Source organism: Chryseobacterium sp. c4a (assembly GCF_009900745.1).
Lineage (GTDB): Bacteria > Bacteroidota > Bacteroidia > Flavobacteriales > Weeksellaceae > Chryseobacterium.
This window is the reverse complement of the sequence record NZ_WXVU01000011.1, coordinates 107,148-121,805: the sequence shown is the minus strand read 5'-3', so window position 1 is coordinate 121,805 and position 14,658 is coordinate 107,148. Positions and strand designations below refer to the sequence as shown.

16 protein-coding genes are annotated in these 14,658 nt (G+C 35.4%); 6 read left to right on the top strand and 10 right to left on the bottom strand.

The window, feature by feature from the left end; all coding sequences use genetic code 11:
- Window positions 1-33: 33 nt before the first annotated feature.
- Genes GTR01_RS14950 through GTR01_RS14930 form a run of 5 tightly spaced genes read right to left on the bottom strand, consistent with a single transcriptional unit; the run spans window position 34 to window position 2,478 of the window.
- Window positions 34-261 (bottom strand): RebB family R body protein, encoded by a 228-nt coding sequence (locus GTR01_RS14950; protein ID WP_160138612.1) that lies wholly within the window; start codon window positions 259-261, stop codon window positions 34-36.
- A gap of 23 nt (window positions 262-284) precedes the next feature.
- Window positions 285-659, bottom strand: a complete 375-nt coding sequence (locus GTR01_RS14945) for a hypothetical protein (RefSeq protein WP_160138611.1) — start codon at window positions 657-659, stop codon at window positions 285-287.
- A gap of 29 nt (window positions 660-688) precedes the next feature.
- A complete protein-coding gene (locus GTR01_RS14940; protein WP_160138610.1) occupies window positions 689-1,513 on the bottom strand; it encodes a hypothetical protein in 825 nt (274 codons plus the stop codon).
- The gene (locus GTR01_RS14935; protein WP_160138609.1) at window positions 1,510-2,244 is read right to left on the bottom strand and encodes a hypothetical protein; all 735 of its coding nucleotides are present in this window, start codon (window positions 2,242-2,244) and stop codon (window positions 1,510-1,512) included. Before GTR01_RS14935 ends, GTR01_RS14940 begins: the two co-directional genes overlap by 4 nt.
- Before the next feature lie 18 nt (window positions 2,245-2,262).
- Window positions 2,263-2,478, bottom strand: coding sequence for a RebB family R body protein (locus tag GTR01_RS14930; RefSeq protein WP_047400697.1), 216 nt, complete (start codon window positions 2,476-2,478; stop codon window positions 2,263-2,265).
- A 402-nt stretch (window positions 2,479-2,880) separates the two neighbouring features.
- Between GTR01_RS14930 and GTR01_RS14925 the strand changes: the two genes are divergently transcribed.
- From GTR01_RS14925 to GTR01_RS14915, 3 genes are all read left to right on the top strand, one after another.
- The gene (locus tag GTR01_RS14925; RefSeq protein WP_160138608.1) at window positions 2,881-4,359 is read left to right on the top strand and encodes a hypothetical protein; all 1,479 of its coding nucleotides are present in this window, start codon (window positions 2,881-2,883) and stop codon (window positions 4,357-4,359) included.
- A gap of 275 nt (window positions 4,360-4,634) precedes the next feature.
- Window positions 4,635-5,219 (top strand): helix-turn-helix domain-containing protein, encoded by a 585-nt coding sequence (locus GTR01_RS14920; protein WP_160138607.1) that lies wholly within the window; start codon window positions 4,635-4,637, stop codon window positions 5,217-5,219.
- Between the two features lie 87 nt (window positions 5,220-5,306).
- Window positions 5,307-6,794 (top strand): serine hydrolase, encoded by a 1,488-nt coding sequence (locus GTR01_RS14915; protein ID WP_160138606.1) that lies wholly within the window; start codon window positions 5,307-5,309, stop codon window positions 6,792-6,794.
- A 129-nt stretch (window positions 6,795-6,923) separates the two neighbouring features.
- Here GTR01_RS14915 and GTR01_RS14910 read toward each other — a convergent pair whose 3' ends face one another.
- On the bottom strand, window positions 6,924-7,469 hold the full coding sequence (locus tag GTR01_RS14910) for a hypothetical protein (protein ID WP_068944066.1): 546 nt from the start codon (window positions 7,467-7,469) through the stop codon (window positions 6,924-6,926).
- Between the two features lie 202 nt (window positions 7,470-7,671).
- Complete coding sequence (locus GTR01_RS14905; RefSeq protein ID WP_160138605.1) at window positions 7,672-8,100, bottom strand: hypothetical protein; 429 nt, start codon at window positions 8,098-8,100, stop codon at window positions 7,672-7,674.
- A 93-nt stretch (window positions 8,101-8,193) separates the two neighbouring features.
- Here GTR01_RS14905 and GTR01_RS14900 point away from each other — a divergent pair, with 93 nt between their 5' ends.
- The 3 genes from GTR01_RS14900 (at window position 8,194) to GTR01_RS14890 (ending at window position 11,101) form a co-directional block, all read left to right on the top strand.
- Window positions 8,194-9,453: a hypothetical protein gene (locus GTR01_RS14900; protein WP_160138604.1), complete on the top strand. Its 1,260-nt coding sequence runs from the start codon at window positions 8,194-8,196 to the stop codon at window positions 9,451-9,453.
- A gap of 108 nt (window positions 9,454-9,561) precedes the next feature.
- Window positions 9,562-10,692 carry a hypothetical protein gene (locus tag GTR01_RS14895; RefSeq protein WP_160138603.1) on the top strand — a complete coding sequence of 377 codons (1,131 nt, stop codon included), beginning with the start codon at window positions 9,562-9,564 and terminating at the stop codon, window positions 10,690-10,692.
- Between the two features lie 7 nt (window positions 10,693-10,699).
- Entirely contained in the window at window positions 10,700-11,101 is a 402-nt protein-coding gene (locus GTR01_RS14890) for a hypothetical protein (protein ID WP_160138602.1), read from the top strand.
- Between the two features lie 79 nt (window positions 11,102-11,180).
- On the opposite strand, the gene GTR01_RS14885 is transcribed toward GTR01_RS14890, so the two are convergent.
- From GTR01_RS14885 to GTR01_RS14875, 3 genes are all read right to left on the bottom strand, one after another.
- Entirely contained in the window at window positions 11,181-12,362 is a 1,182-nt protein-coding gene (locus tag GTR01_RS14885) for an FAD-dependent oxidoreductase (RefSeq protein ID WP_160138601.1), read from the bottom strand.
- An 86-nt stretch (window positions 12,363-12,448) separates the two neighbouring features.
- Window positions 12,449-13,297, bottom strand: coding sequence for a helix-turn-helix domain-containing protein (locus GTR01_RS14880; protein ID WP_160138600.1), 849 nt, complete (start codon window positions 13,295-13,297; stop codon window positions 12,449-12,451).
- Between the two features lie 210 nt (window positions 13,298-13,507).
- Complete coding sequence (locus GTR01_RS14875) at window positions 13,508-14,641, bottom strand: 1-acyl-sn-glycerol-3-phosphate acyltransferase (protein WP_160138599.1); 1,134 nt, start codon at window positions 14,639-14,641, stop codon at window positions 13,508-13,510.
- Window positions 14,642-14,658 lie beyond the last annotated feature (17 nt).

The window sequence follows — 14,658 nt, the reverse complement described above, 5'->3', positions numbered from 1 at the left end:
GTAAACCGCATCCGTAGTATTGAAAAATCGGGATTAAAATCTACCCTTTTTTAAAACTCCCAGTTCTCTGTATTTCAGTTTTCCGGAACTCATTTTTTTCATTCCCATGACATAATTGGTCATTCCCATCATAGAGTCCCTTTGTTGATTCAGTACAGAATTGATCTGCATTAATCCTGTAGAATGTGCACTTACCTGGGTAGAAATAGCTTGTGGTACTGCTGTGGACATTCCGGTGATTATTGTATTGATTTCGTTCATAATAATTATGGGTGTTTGATGATTTATGGTCGGAGATTACCAAATCTTGCATTCAGTTTATTCATTCTGTCTACAATTTTGATCTCCTTTTGCCTTAATTTTGCTGTGGAAGCTTCCTGAAGTTTTTTCAACTGTTCTTCATAATTCATAGCAGGAACTTCAGAAGATGGGCTTGCTGCCGGAGCCGCTTCTTGTTGTTTAACCGCTTCTTCCAGTTTTTGCAGTAAAGGAGCCAGTGACTTCATCGTCTCTTTAATTGCTTTTTCCTTGATGTAGTTAACGATTTCATCTTCATGCCTCAACACGAAAGGCATAATCTCTTCCTGAACCATTTCAGGCTCTGTCACTGCTGCTGGTCGTCGGGCAACAGGAACTTTCTTGGGGGCTTTTCTGTTCATAGGGGTTGTTTTTTACTGTTATAATAGAATTACAGTAAATAATTAATGAATGCTGCCGCCGCTCTCCAATCCCGATTGAGATCCTGAACAACAGTATATCCAACGGCTTCCAGAGCAATACAAGCTGAAATAGCATTCGCCGAAAGCATTTCTTTTAGTTGATCTTGAGGCAGTTTTAGAATATATTCACTTGGAAATAAAGTGTTCTTAGAATGATTTTCAGCACCTTCGTTGGCTATGATTCTCAGAATTTGCTGGAAATAGTGAGCAATCAGCCTCGAAACCTGAAATTCCAGTTCCCTTTTCAATTCCACGGTCTGTTCGTTGGTTATTAAATCTGAAACCGCTGATACATCCACATCATGCACGGAATATAAAGCTTCTCCTGTATCAGAGGGAGTAATAGTAATATCTGTTTTGAGGATCCATTTTGCCTTTTCAAGATTGATGGTTAGCAGCTTGGAATCGGTTTCCGGAGCCGCAATATCACTCAATGCCGTGAGGGGGAGAATTCTTACATTACAGAAAAAAGCTTTGGGATCATCCAGTTTGATCATCACAACAGCTATTCCTGTCGCTTTTTCTTTAGGTTCTACCACAAAACACTGATAGTTGGTATACTTTCTAATACTTTTACAGTTCACCAGCCTGATGGTTGGCTGAATGTTGATGTCTGAGGTCTGGAGATTAAATACAAAACGTTCGGCATTATTTTCAGCTTTTTTGTGATCGGTACTTTTGGTATCCAGATAAGAGCTGTCATGGGCTCTGATCAGATAAAGACGTTCATTTAAATCACTTAAACTCTCCAGATTTAAAATTTTAGCGGGTTTGGTTACTGAGGAATAATTCATGTCTTATTATTTTTGAATTTGTTAATGAGTTGGGTTATTATTGTTTTTTTCTCTGTTTGTTCTTCAGGTTCCCCTGAAGTAATTATTGGTTTTACGAGTGGCTGTGTCAGTTTTACTGACTTCAATACCAATTTTCCCTCATGTGCAGCCGTGATAAAGTTTTTTCTCATATTTTCTTTCTCTGATGAGGTTTCTTCCTGAACCGGATGTCTTATCCGTTTTTTTTTTTCGCTCTCGTCAGCCTCTTGAGAAACTTCTGTAAACGAAGTAGGAGAGGAATGAGTTTCATTGGATACAGGAAGCGTGTTGACATTATAAATAGTATTGGAAACTTTAGCTTTTACCTCTGCATAATCACTTACCATTTTAAATAAGTCTTTCATCATTTCATTTCCTTTTCCTGCATCTTGACCTTGTAACATTTCTGTTGGTGAAGTGGATGCCTCTTTACTGCCCGGAGCTGGCCCGAAAGTCGTTCCGTAGGTCAGTAAATTATTAGCGAGTCTGCTCAATGCGATAAGACCGACCTGTTCAAAGCCCTTTAAAAAGGATTGTAAGTCCTGAACCATCATTCCTGTAGACTGTTCAATCATTACTTTCGTTACTCCGGTCATTGGCGAAGCTTTTGGGGGTGCCAGCACCTCACTGTTCACAAATACTACAGCTTTTTCCGCCGGAGTGGTGGCTTCTGCTGCCTGTGGCTGTAAGTTTTCACTGTTGAGTTCATTCATGATGGTAAGGTTTTAGAGTTATCCTTTTAAAATTTTAATGGCATCAGCAACTATGGCTGGGTTGAGCTGATTCAAGTTCTGCTGATTGGTTACCGAATTCTGAATGGAAATTCCACTGGCATGGGTAGCCATTTGATAAAGCATACTCATAGCCTGTGCGGGAGATTCACCAAGTACGGTAACATTGGTCTGCGTTACTGCGTCTGTAGTCTGGTTGTTTACGGTGTCTGCCATATTTAGGGTTTAAATGGTTATAATTATTTTAATTTTTACAATCCTTTTACAAAGGCTTTTCTTTTAATCCAGCCATCTTATTTTTCGACTGAGTCTTTAGAATGAGATTGTTGACCTCTTTTGTCTGATACAAATTTCATTATTAAAAATAAATCTTCATTAAGGGAAAAAACGGATTTTTTTAAAATAAGGGAATTCTCTTATGAGTGATTTTTATATTGAAAAGGAAGTGATGTTATAATGAATCATGATCTTAATAGAAGCCCTAAAACTATTATTTATATATACTTTGATCATCCATACTAAGAGTAAACCCTGAATTTCTAAAGATGGGTGCATTCCCTCTAATCCGGTAGGAGCTTTACCTTGAAATTTGTGTAATAACCTATTTAATAATCAATAATGGAAACAAGTACAGAACCTAAAGTACTCATTCAGCCGGGGTATGCAACAGGAGATATGTTTGCAATTGCTGCTGCTTTAATTGATGATGATAATCTTCATGTAATCATTACAAAAGGTAATGAAAATTGCAAAGATCCCACAGACAAAGCGGATTCTATCAAAAAGTTTTATGAAGAGTCCGAAATTGCTAAAAAGAGGATACATCTGGTGGAAGTAAGTAGATTAAGAAACAATAAGGATGAATTAAAAGAGACAATTTGTAAGCTTCGGAAACAAGAAGTAATTCCAGAAAAAGAAGTGCCTCTTGGCTATGGGACGGATTATGTTGCCGAAAACTTCACAGCTGAAATGCGGGTGAAGCTAAGAGATGCATGGAAGGTTAAGAGTGATGAAAGAGAAAATAATGCTATACAAAAATGGTTGGAAGAAAAGCACATACCTATCAGTGGAGGTCGTTTATTGATATTATGGTCACGGTTCAGTGGTAAGAATGGAGATATTCATATAGAGCATGATACCAGCTATTTTGGAATCAGGCAGATTATAGATAGAGCAGTGAATATGTATGATGCCATCATAATCACAGGAGATAAGGGGTATCAGACGGAAAGAAGAGATATAGGTTGGAGAAGAAAAGACGATTCGAAGAAAAGAGGTCATCAGTTTGACGAAATTGCAAAGGAGGTTAAGAATAGAGATGGAGTCTCTAATGTTTTTAATATCACCGAATTCTGGAATGATAAAGATTCAGATGAACTTCCCAAATGGGGTGGAAATACTCGGATGGGGCAATTTAAACTGTATGAGTATTTTAAAAACAATTTTGACGAGGTAAAACATCTCGGGTTCAGAAGTGGAAATCTTGAAGTGATGGCTATGTTAGGCTATAAAGTCTTATATATGGAAGAATATGGCAGTGAAGGTGGTAACAGAATGGCCAAATGGAATGAAAATCGTGGAAAAATCCTTAAGAACCTTAAGAAAAAAGGTATTAATATAGATAATATACAGGATATTGGATATAAACGACTCCAGTTACATGTACTCCCAACAAGGACAGGTAAATATCTTCAGGATAAAAAGGCGAACTTAGAGAAAGAAGTTAATGAGAGAATAAAGGGAATGGATGAAAAAACTAAAAAAGAATTAGTTAAAACAGACAAAAGAAAAATAGAAGAAATAGTAAAAGAAATAATAAAAAATGAAATAAGACGACCAAATTTTACTCCTGGTAAGAAGGATGGAACTCTAAAACCTAATGAGATACGTGATGAATACTTAAGAGGATTTGGTTACTCAGACTTGAATAGGCTTTTTGATGAATATATACGTCCTGAAGGTTGGAAAGAAAATGAATTTACAATAATGAGAGAAAAGAAATATTATTTGGATAAGCGTACTACTGAAGAAGCTAAAATTTTGAATCAGGGTGAAAGAGAAAAAAGAACAGAGCTAATAGCCACCCAGCCCTCCTGAATGGTTTAACATCAAAGTGATACCGACAAATTAAAATCCGTATTTCTGCGGTTTCCTATATGAAACTTTATGCTGAGTTTTGCAGCGCGATAATCTCGTACCTAAATTTTATATGACTATACACCGAAATCCGGGACAGCATAAAACTGTTCCGGATTTTAATGGTATGGATTAAAAACAATTCCCTATTCTCAGATAAAGAAATATTACTTCTTAAAAAACTGTAAATTAGCGGTCGAAAATTAATTGAGAATACATTTCCCGCCATCTTTACCATGTCTAAACTAAAAGCTGTAAGAGAACAAAAAAACCTAACTCAGGAAGAACTTTCAGAAAAGTCGAAGATTTCTGTAAGAACTATCCAACGAATTGAAGCGGGTACAGAACCGAAAGGACATACGCTAAGAGCATTGGCTCAAGCTTTAGAGGTAGAGGAAACTTCGTTGCAGGATATTATTATAATTCCTGAGATGAATGATGAGGCAAAGGATGAAAGTATTCCTGAGATGAAGAAAGAACAGCAACCTGATATTAATTATTCTCTCATTAAGATCATCAATCTTTCATCACTGTTATTTACATTACTGCCACCATTGAATATTCTCGTTCCTCTTATTCTGATGTTTACCATGAAGCAACGAAATAATCTGGTGAGACAAATCATTTCAGTTCAGATGATATGGACAGTAATGGCACCCATTGTATTCATCCTGGGGATATTTTTAAAACTAGGAAGACCTTTTACCTTGATTCTTATGGTTGTAATTGTGCTCTCTAATATTTTTATTATCCTTCGCAATGCTGCAGAGATTGACAGGAAAAGGAAGTTGTATATAAATCTGAATTTCAGTATGATATAAAAATTGTCGTCACTTTGTCGGGTTTTTGTCGGGTTCATTTTTCGTTGTAAAGCAGATGAAAATATAATCTTTGTCAAAAATTTAATCATGACAAAGACAGCTTCATTGGCACTTCTTTTTTTTACCTTTCTTTTTAATCCTATTCAGGCGCAATTACCCAAAACAGATTCGCTCTACCGAAACATTATGTCTAAAGACAGCATGTTTTTTTCAGTAGCTTACAATACCTGCGATGTTCCGAAGATGGAAAGTTTTCTAAGTGAAAAATTTGAATTTTATCACGATAAAGGTGGCTTTGCAGAAAAAAATAAATTTATAACCGATTTTAAAAATGGCTTATGCAAATCTCCGGAAACATATCAATTAAAGAGAGTCCTTATCGAGAAAAGCACTCAGGTCTATCCTATGTATAAAGACGGTAAGATATATGCAGCCATTCAGAACGGAGACCATCTGTTTTATGAAAAAGTAGAAAATCATGCTGAAAAACTAGTAGGAGAAGCCAGTTTTACTCATTTGTGGATACTGGAAAATAAGGAGTGGAAACTGAAGAATTCCTTAAGTTTTAATCATCATCCAAAGCAAACTACAGATCATGAAACTATGTTTGATAATGATCAGTCAATGGAAAGCTGGCTTAAAGAAAATCATATTCCTGTGCTTGGATTAGGGATCATCAAGGGCGGAAAACTACAGGAGGTGAAAGTTTTCGGAGATATTTCAAAAGGGCTTTCAGCTCCCGATAATGCCCTTTTTAATGTAGCCTCTCTTACCAAACCCGTTACGGCAATGGTTGCATTACGCTTGATAAGCCTTGGGAAATGGAATTTGGATGAGCCTCTCGATACTTATTGGACAGATCCAGATATTGTGAATGATCCAAGACATAAAAAGATAACAACAAGGCTCATTCTTTCCCACCAAACAGGATTTCCCAATTGGAGATGGATGAACCCTGATAAAAAACTGAACTTTCAATTTGAACCGGGAACACAATACCACTATTCAGGAGAAGGTTTTGAATACCTGCGAAAAGCCCTTGAAAAGAAATTTGGAAAACCATTGGAAGAACTTGCAAAAGAACTGATCTTTCAGCCTTTTAAAATGAATGATACCAATTATATTTGGGATCAGAAGACTGATGAATCAAGATTTGTAATCGGATATAATACAGACGGAAAATCATATCCAACAGAAAAAAATAAAAAGGCCAATGCTGCAGACGATTTGCATACTACAATCGGGGATTACGGAAACTTTATGGTCAGTGTGATGAAAGGGAAAAATCTGAAGCCGGAAGTATTTCAGGAAATGATAACCAAACAGGTGAAAACTAAAGAAAATAAGTATTTCGGACTTGGTTTTGAAATCTATGATCTGGGTAATGGTGAATATGCATTATCTCATGGCGGAGCCGATCAGGGGACAAGATGTATTGCGATCATACTTCCGAATTCAGGTAGAGGTATCATTATCTTTACCAATATTGATGATGGTTATAAAGTCTATGAAAAGCTGGTTCTTCATTATTTGGGCAATGAAGGAAAGAAAATTGTTGATATAGAAAATAAATAGTTTCTTAAGTCTATTCTTAAAATGATAACGGTTGTAAATAAACCTTTGCATTTAAAACAATAGAATCCTTTAGAAATTTTCATTCATAAAAAAGCCTGTCATTCATTATGAAGACAGGCTCTGTTATTTTTATTTTACCTTTTCTAAAAGATATAATTTTGCCCCGGAAAATGCCAGTTTAGGCATCAGATTACCTTCCAGAACCATCGTCTTACTGTTGACATCAATTACTGAAATATAATTATTGGAATTGTATTCAATATAGTTTTCCTTTTCTTTGGTGATAGGATTTTTTCCGAATTCCAGTGAGTATTTTACCCAGTCTTCCTTATCAGTACTACAGTGTACAGGTTTGAATTTCGATTTTTTAGCTTTGAAAATCATTTGGTCAAAGCCGCCTGCACATTCAGAAGAAAATGTACTTTCCGGATTTTGGTCTTTGGTAAAATCTTCGAAAGAACCTTTGTAAACACCTACTACTTTCCAGGTTCCATCCAAACGGTCTTCATCTATTTTACCTTTTGCTTTGCTTACCGCCCAGCTAATCCCATTTACGGTTCCTTTTACTGCCTTGTAGCCTATGTTTACCGCTCCAGAAACTACTTTAGTTGCAGTTCTTACTACACATGAATTTAATACCAGAACAGCCGAAGCCAAAAATATCATTTTTTTCATATTGTCAAATTTTTTTTGCGAAGATAAGGCTTTATGTTTAATAGGAGGAATAAGGGCGGATATTGCAAGAGGGAAACTGAAGGGGATTGAAAACAATGAATAGGTGATTCTTTTTTTATTTGTTAGACAGTTTTTTATGGAGAGGTAATTGAGTTTGTAAGCTGGAAGTTAGGCTGTTATTTATTTCATTGGTATGATATTCTTAGTGTTTAGAAGTAGGTTTAAAGTTTTCAAAAGTATAAACAAGATGGTAATATATTTTGTTTTCCTGATAGGTTTTCCCCATTGGAGTCACTTCTTCTCCCTGTGATAATAGTTTCTTTTCAATCAGATTGTTTTTATACTTTTTTAAATCAGGAAGAAGATAAGAAACGGATGTTGTTTGCCCTTGTTCATTATCATTAATAAACAGCCATTCATCAAATTTTTTATTAAAATAACAGGCAAGGTTACCGCCAAGTTTTTTGGGGTCGGAATATTTCATTGTAAATCCCTTTTTGATTAAAAGACTATCCGTATTAATCTTATTCGGAATAAGAGTATACCAGATTTCAGAAGGTGTTAACGTTTGTGCTGATGAAAGGAATATTCCTGAAATTAAAGCCGTAAAGAATAATATTTTGTATTTCATGTTGGTTGTAGACAAGGTTACTTTTTAAATGTACACATTATTGTCCTGATTTCATTCACTTTATTTTTTGTATTTTTAAGAATAAGATTAATAATGATGAAAATACTTTCTTTTATCATGCTGTTTCTGTTGTTATATTCCTGTTCTCCTAAGATGTTCAGGCTTGCTACTTCGGATGATAAAGCCAATTTTAGGATCTCAAATCCTTCTAAAGCGGTATTTTTTGTAGAAAATGAAAACATTACAGCTTCGGAAGATTGTATCCGTGATCACAAGGAGATTGCAGACAGGTTTTACAGAGAATCAGGAGGGGCTACCGAGCGATTGATGATTGCCAGAACCAATGCAAAAACTTTTAAATTCTCTAATGGAACAACAATTTGGTTTGTAGACGTTCAAAACTTTCCGAAACGGACAGCTATGATTTTATTTGACGGGAAAAACGAACCTCTGATTGAATATAATCCCAAAAACTATGAACATTTCGTTAAAAAATATCTGTCTGAAGATCTGAAAAAGAAACAAGAATCCGAAAATAAAAATCAAACTGCCAGAAAAGAAGCTTCAAAGACCTGGAATTCCATGGAAGCCATTACTTTTACACCCGATCAAAAATATGCAGATAGAATTATTAATCATAGCAATACTGCTTATTATCCTTTATTAAACTTTGAAGATGGCGGAAATTGTAACGGGCAGTTTCGGGATATCATTTATTTGGATGAAAAACAGGAAAAGATAGGCTATACCGCAGATCTTACCTACAGAAACGGGAAAATGCTGGAGTATCTCTATTCGCGGGAAGGGCTTAAAAGTGTCCAAAAATATTACCTCAATACAGTAGGATTATTGGATTCTATTGTGACTTCTGAAAATGGGAAAAGAGAAATGAAACTTAATTTCAAATATCTACCCCATCAGTTTGTCATTCATTCAAGCTATGGTTCCAGGGAAGAGTTTCATCTTAATGTGAAAGGACAGGTAGATATAAAATATGACTTTGATAAAGAGAACAAAATGAAGCGAGAGATTCATTATACCTATGATAATCTCGGACGAGTTTTAACAGAAAAGAGTATTTATGATGGAGAATCTCCTGTTACCAATACGTATCAATACGATTCCGATACAAGAAAGATGTATTCAAAATTGACTATTCAGGGGAAAGATGGAAAAATACTTTCTGAAAATAAAGCTCAAATGATTGATGGTAAACAAATATTTACTACTATGGCTGACGGAAAAGTCCAAAGTAAATCTGTTTCAACGCTCAATAATCATTGTGAAGGAAAAGTGATTACATACGATGGTAGTGGTAAAGTAATCTCTGTAAGTGTTCAGAAAAGGCGATAAGAGTTCTATATTTAAGTTTCACCTATTTTTCTTTTAGTTTTTGCTATGTGATAAAAGTCATTAGGCAGTGATAAATATTTATTTATATTTGTTCTAAATAAAAATAACATGAATTTTAAATCTTTATCCCTACTGTTATTAGTAGTTCTAACTCTTTATTCTTGTCGTACAGATGATGATGATCCTTTACATGAGAAAACTGAAAGTGTAAGCTATAAGAAAATTGATGATCAAAAGCTGCCCTTAGTTTTTTACAAATCATATAAAGTGCATCCGGTTCAAAATAATGAAAATTTCAATCCTAACGGCAAGATAGACTTTAGGTTCAGTACACAGGTTTTTAACTTTATAGACGGGCGAAGAGGGATTTTATTTCCTTTAGTAAAAGAAAAAAAAGTAAATGGGCTTGTTTTGGCTGCTTTGAGTAAGGATGAAAAAACAGTTTATCTTTCAGATTTAAGTAATATTGAAGATCAAATGATGAAGAGTATTCTCCTTCAAGTATCTTTGGAATACAATAAAAAGTTTAATAATCCGAATGCAAGATGGATAGACTGTTTTAATGAACCTCATAATCCTAATTGTACAGATGAACCTCCTATTAATGAAATACCGGGAGTTATTATTACCGTACCTGGTCCCGGTCTTCCATGGCCTATAGATCCAGGAATTGGGCTTCCTACATTTCCCGATTTCCCAGACCTTCCTATTGGAGGAGATATCGTAGCCATGACAATGGCTCCGCCTCCTGATGTAGCTATTAATGATATTAAAAAATTCTTGAGCTGCTTAAATATCAGCCAATCGGCAAAACTAAGTGTCTACGCAGAGAAAATGGGTAGCGGCCATGGAGTAGGCCATGCTTTTATTTCTATTACACAAGGAAATAATACAATGACATATGGCTTTTATCCTAAAACAGGATTAACAGGTGTCATAACGGGGCCTGGAATATTTGGAGACGATGGTGGACATATATATACCCATTCCTGGAATGTCGGAAATATTACCCCTACACAACTCCAAAACATTATAGCTGCTTCTATTTCATATTCCGGAGGAACCTATGATTTAGGATTAAATAATTGTGCAGATTTTACACTTACCATTCTAAATTATGCTGGTGTTGCTACCAATACATCCGGAATTGATCATCCCAATACCGTTGCGAATTTAATAGAAAATAATAATGGAAATACAACTCAGGGAAATGCTCCACAGAGCAAAGGCTGTCAATAAAATAACTATGAAAAAAAGTATTAAAATAATAGCAATAATTTCTTTTCTGCTTACTTGTTCTATTGACGAAAAGGGCTTGCCTATTATGGTAACACTATTAATTTATTCCTTCGTTTCTATTCAGGAAATAGTGTATTATGGTCATTTACATAATATATTATGGGAAGGATTAATCTACTTACCATTAGTAATCGGTACTATTATTGTCTTTTTTAATGCTAAAAAATATAAAGAAAGATATCTTCAGGTATTTTGTTTTATTTCTTTATTAATGACCTCGATTCCTTTAACAGGTTGTCTAGATATAGATCGCTACAATCATATAAAATTAGATTTTATAATACCTTTATCTGTCTTCATTATAAGCTCATTGGTATTAATAATACTCACTTTTAGAGATCAAAAATAATGTAATCCCGGATTAATGATCCGGGATTTTTTTGTCATATAGCGTTATCTGTTCCTATTTAAAAACAATAGCATTGCCTTTATTTCTCATTGGTTCCATGCAAAATTTCTCCACCCTGTAAAGAGATTTCCACTGCTTGATTGCTATATATTCTCATTTTATCTTCGTAGTCAGCTATAGCCATTGAAATATTGCTATGGGTCATTATGTTTTCCGTTAAAAGAGCAGCATCTATAAATGCTGTATTGGCACCCACACCTCCTGCTGGACTCATGGTATGTACAGCATCGCCTAAGGCGGTAATATTTCCTGATGGCCAGGGCTCTTTGGAGAGAGAGGAGCGTATAGGATTAATAGACAATGATTTTTGATCTGCATAATTGAACAATGCCTTCAGCTGAGAATGCCAATCATGGGTGAGCTGATGAATAATGGGAAGAATTTCTTCTCCTGAATGGTTGTAAAAATCAGCCTGCAAAAGTCCAAAAGCTTCAGGATCTCCTATAAAAGCCCAATAGAAATAGTTGGAAACAGGACTCAATAGATCCGAGGATGTATCTTTTCGGGAAGAGTCGAATACCATTGCATCAATAATCAGTGAATACTGATTTTCTATAATGACAGAGGTTCCTTTTTGCAGTTCCGGAGAAATAGCTTTCAAAGCTTCCGGAGAATAGAATGTTCTTCCGTAGATCGTAATATTTCCTGTATTCACTTTTTGATCTCTGCAATATTCAGATCCGATTTTAGAATGTACCCCATCAGCTGCTATGACCAGATCAGCAATGTATTTGGTACCATCAGTGAAGGATAATTCTACTTCTTGATTTTCTAATGCTGTCCAGCCTTTTAATTCTTTTCCAAAACTGATATTTTCCTGCAATCCTTGTAATAAAATTTCACGTAGAGTGAGTCGGTTGGGCTTTAGATCCGGTATCTCTTTTATCCCATCACTCCATGATTCTACCAGTTCGTTTCTTGAAGATTCAAGAGTTGTAGTGAGTACATTCATGCCACGATAGCTTGTTGCGCAGGTATTTATAAAAAGGGTATACAAATCCTGGGGAAGACATGTTTGTAGTGCTTTTCGGCCTGGTTCATTCACTCTGATTCTATATCCTTGAGTTCGGGTATTGATGGCTGCATCTTTTTCAAAGATCTTACAATCTAGTCCGTTCTTTTTTAATCCCTGAGCAAGACATAAGCCTCCTAATCCTGCTCCTATAATGGCAATACGTTGGTTTGTGTGTTTTTGTATCATAATTTTAAAGCATCAATCCTGTTATATATTGGTGATGAATTGATGGGACAAAATTATAATGAGTGTATAAGTGAAACGATAGTTATTTAATGGTGATGATGGGACAAATCTTGGTTTTTTACTCTGAATTCTAATGCTGTTGTTCCTGTTCCTTTTTTAAAGAACCGTGAAAAATACACCGGATCATCGTAACCTAGTTCAAATGCAATTTGTTTCACATCCATGGTTGTATACACCAATAGGCGTTTGGCTTCCCACAATATTTTATGTTGAACCCAAAAGCTGGCAGGATATCCTGTGACCTCTTTTACCACTTCATTCAGATAAAGAGGAGTGATTTTTAATAATTGAGCATATTGCTGCACCTGCTTGGTACTTTTAAAATGATCGGAAATAAATTTTTTGAATTGTCTTGTAATATTATATTTCTGACCCTTCTGTGGAATCTGTAACGTTGGCTCTTCTGAAATCCTTGAAATAATAATTCCAATCGCAGCATCAGCGAGTGAAGTCTCTATTGATGGACTATATAATGTAGTTTCTTTTTCAGTTTTTTCAAGAAGGAGAAGCAAGTCAAAAAGCAAGTCATTAGCTTTAATAGAAACAGATTGATGAAGCCATTGATATAGATCCAGAATTTCCCGATGCAACTCAGAAACACTTTCAGCTTCTATAAATAAAAACCAGCCATCATTATTTTTCTGATCAATATACTGGTGAATCTGCCCCGGTGCTACAAAACAAAGAGAGGCATCTTTTAATGTGATGGTTTTAAAATCAACTTCCAACGTAAAGTCACCTATTCTCTGAATAATAAACATATAATGATCATCACGATGAACTTCTGCCTTTTTCTCATGGAAAACGGATAATGGCATGAGTCTGATTGTTGAATTCTCCAGTTGATTGTGATGGGAGGGAATCATCTTTTTCATGGAATGTACCTAATAATAATGAATACGAAGATACTCTTTCTGGGGTAGAAGTACACCAATAAAGGAGAGTTAAAGGTTTGTATGCGATTGTTTTAGCCACTAATTCACGAAAAAAATGGTGTATTAGTGGCTAAAAAATATTTTCAAGGGTTCAGGTACTTTTCTATAAAAATATCTGTGCGAATTTGAGAAAATCTGTGGGTAAAGAAATTACTTTTCTTCAGCCTTTAATTTATTGACTAAAGGATTGGCGTACATCGACAGGAAATATTCTTTAGAAACAGGATCAGACGGATCGATACGCATTTCCTGTCTTCGGATAAACAATTGTTTTTCCTGTTCAGTATATTGTGAAGCATAGGTATCTGTATTGTTGATCAGATCATAGGCTATATATTTTGTAGGCCAAAGTTTATAGTTTTGAATGATAGATTTATCAATGACCTGTGCAATCGCTTGCAGCTGTTTATTTTTATTTTCAATAGTAGCGGCAATATCATCCAGCTCTGTATCAATAACATTGCCGGCGTGCAGGTGAATCCTCTTTTTCTGGCCTAAAATTCCACTGAGTATAGTGGTGAAATCTTCGTTTTTTCCTTTGATGTATTCCTCGTCTCTATGTTGTGCCAGCAGTTGAGGCATTTTTAAGGAATCTGTAGGATCATATTCATAAGAGATGGAGATAGGAACGATCTTTAATGTTTTAAAATAATCGATCAGAGATTGATCTCCGGCTGCCATTGCAAGCATTTTTAAAACACCTTGCTGAGTAGCATCATTTCCGTCTTTAGCACGACCTTCACGCTGTGCAATCCATACGGAGCGATTTTCTTCGTGTAGCAGCATATCAATATACTCAGACAGGGTTTGTGAGCTTTTAAGCTGATCACGAATAGACAGCCCTCTCTGAACTAAAAAGTTCCGGTTTAGTTTGGCCAATACATTCAGAAACTTTCTTTTCACAAGATTGTCACCGATGGCTGAAGCTGTCATAATATGGCCACTTTCTAGCAACACGAGGTTAAGCAGGGAAGTATCCAGTACAATATCCCTGTGATTCGAAATATAAAGGTAAGATGTGTTCTTATCAAGCTTATCAAAACCTGAAGTCGTTAATCCTTCAGAACTTTTGGCAAGAATCTGACGAACAGCATACGCTACAAACTGATGCTGAAAATCACTTATGGAATGAACATTTTTAAACTGTTCCAGCCAAACCTGCTCATCCTCACCGGGAAAAGTAAAGTTCATCAGTGCTTTCATCATCGGATCACGGGCTATGCTTTGCAATCTTTCATTTACTTCCTGATCATAGAAATACCGGATTTCATCAAACTTAGACATGCTATTGTAAAAATTAA

What these genes read in the sequence shown, in the direction of transcription:
- GTR01_RS14950 (WP_160138612.1), bottom strand. Translation starts at nt 261, where the DNA reads ATGAACGAAATCAATACAATAATCACCGGAATGTCCACAGCAGTACCA.
- GTR01_RS14945 (WP_160138611.1), bottom strand. Translation starts at nt 659, where the DNA reads ATGAACAGAAAAGCCCCCAAGAAAGTTCCTGTTGCCCGACGACCAGCA.
- GTR01_RS14940 (WP_160138610.1), bottom strand. Translation starts at nt 1,513, where the DNA reads ATGAATTATTCCTCAGTAACCAAACCCGCTAAAATTTTAAATCTGGAG.
- GTR01_RS14935 (WP_160138609.1), bottom strand. Translation starts at nt 2,244, where the DNA reads ATGAATGAACTCAACAGTGAAAACTTACAGCCACAGGCAGCAGAAGCC.
- GTR01_RS14930 (WP_047400697.1), bottom strand. Translation starts at nt 2,478, where the DNA reads ATGGCAGACACCGTAAACAACCAGACTACAGACGCAGTAACGCAGACC.
- GTR01_RS14925 (WP_160138608.1), top strand. Translation starts at nt 2,881, where the DNA reads ATGGAAACAAGTACAGAACCTAAAGTACTCATTCAGCCGGGGTATGCA.
- GTR01_RS14920 (WP_160138607.1), top strand. Translation starts at nt 4,635, where the DNA reads ATGTCTAAACTAAAAGCTGTAAGAGAACAAAAAAACCTAACTCAGGAA.
- GTR01_RS14915 (WP_160138606.1), top strand. Translation starts at nt 5,307, where the DNA reads ATGACAAAGACAGCTTCATTGGCACTTCTTTTTTTTACCTTTCTTTTT.
- GTR01_RS14910 (WP_068944066.1), bottom strand. Translation starts at nt 7,469, where the DNA reads ATGAAAAAAATGATATTTTTGGCTTCGGCTGTTCTGGTATTAAATTCA.
- GTR01_RS14905 (WP_160138605.1), bottom strand. Translation starts at nt 8,100, where the DNA reads ATGAAATACAAAATATTATTCTTTACGGCTTTAATTTCAGGAATATTC.
- GTR01_RS14900 (WP_160138604.1), top strand. Translation starts at nt 8,194, where the DNA reads ATGATGAAAATACTTTCTTTTATCATGCTGTTTCTGTTGTTATATTCC.
- GTR01_RS14895 (WP_160138603.1), top strand. Translation starts at nt 9,562, where the DNA reads ATGAATTTTAAATCTTTATCCCTACTGTTATTAGTAGTTCTAACTCTT.
- GTR01_RS14890 (WP_160138602.1), top strand. Translation starts at nt 10,700, where the DNA reads ATGAAAAAAAGTATTAAAATAATAGCAATAATTTCTTTTCTGCTTACT.
- GTR01_RS14885 (WP_160138601.1), bottom strand. Translation starts at nt 12,362, where the DNA reads ATGATACAAAAACACACAAACCAACGTATTGCCATTATAGGAGCAGGA.
- GTR01_RS14880 (WP_160138600.1), bottom strand. Translation starts at nt 13,297, where the DNA reads ATGAAAAAGATGATTCCCTCCCATCACAATCAACTGGAGAATTCAACA.
- GTR01_RS14875 (WP_160138599.1), bottom strand. Translation starts at nt 14,641, where the DNA reads ATGTCTAAGTTTGATGAAATCCGGTATTTCTATGATCAGGAAGTAAAT.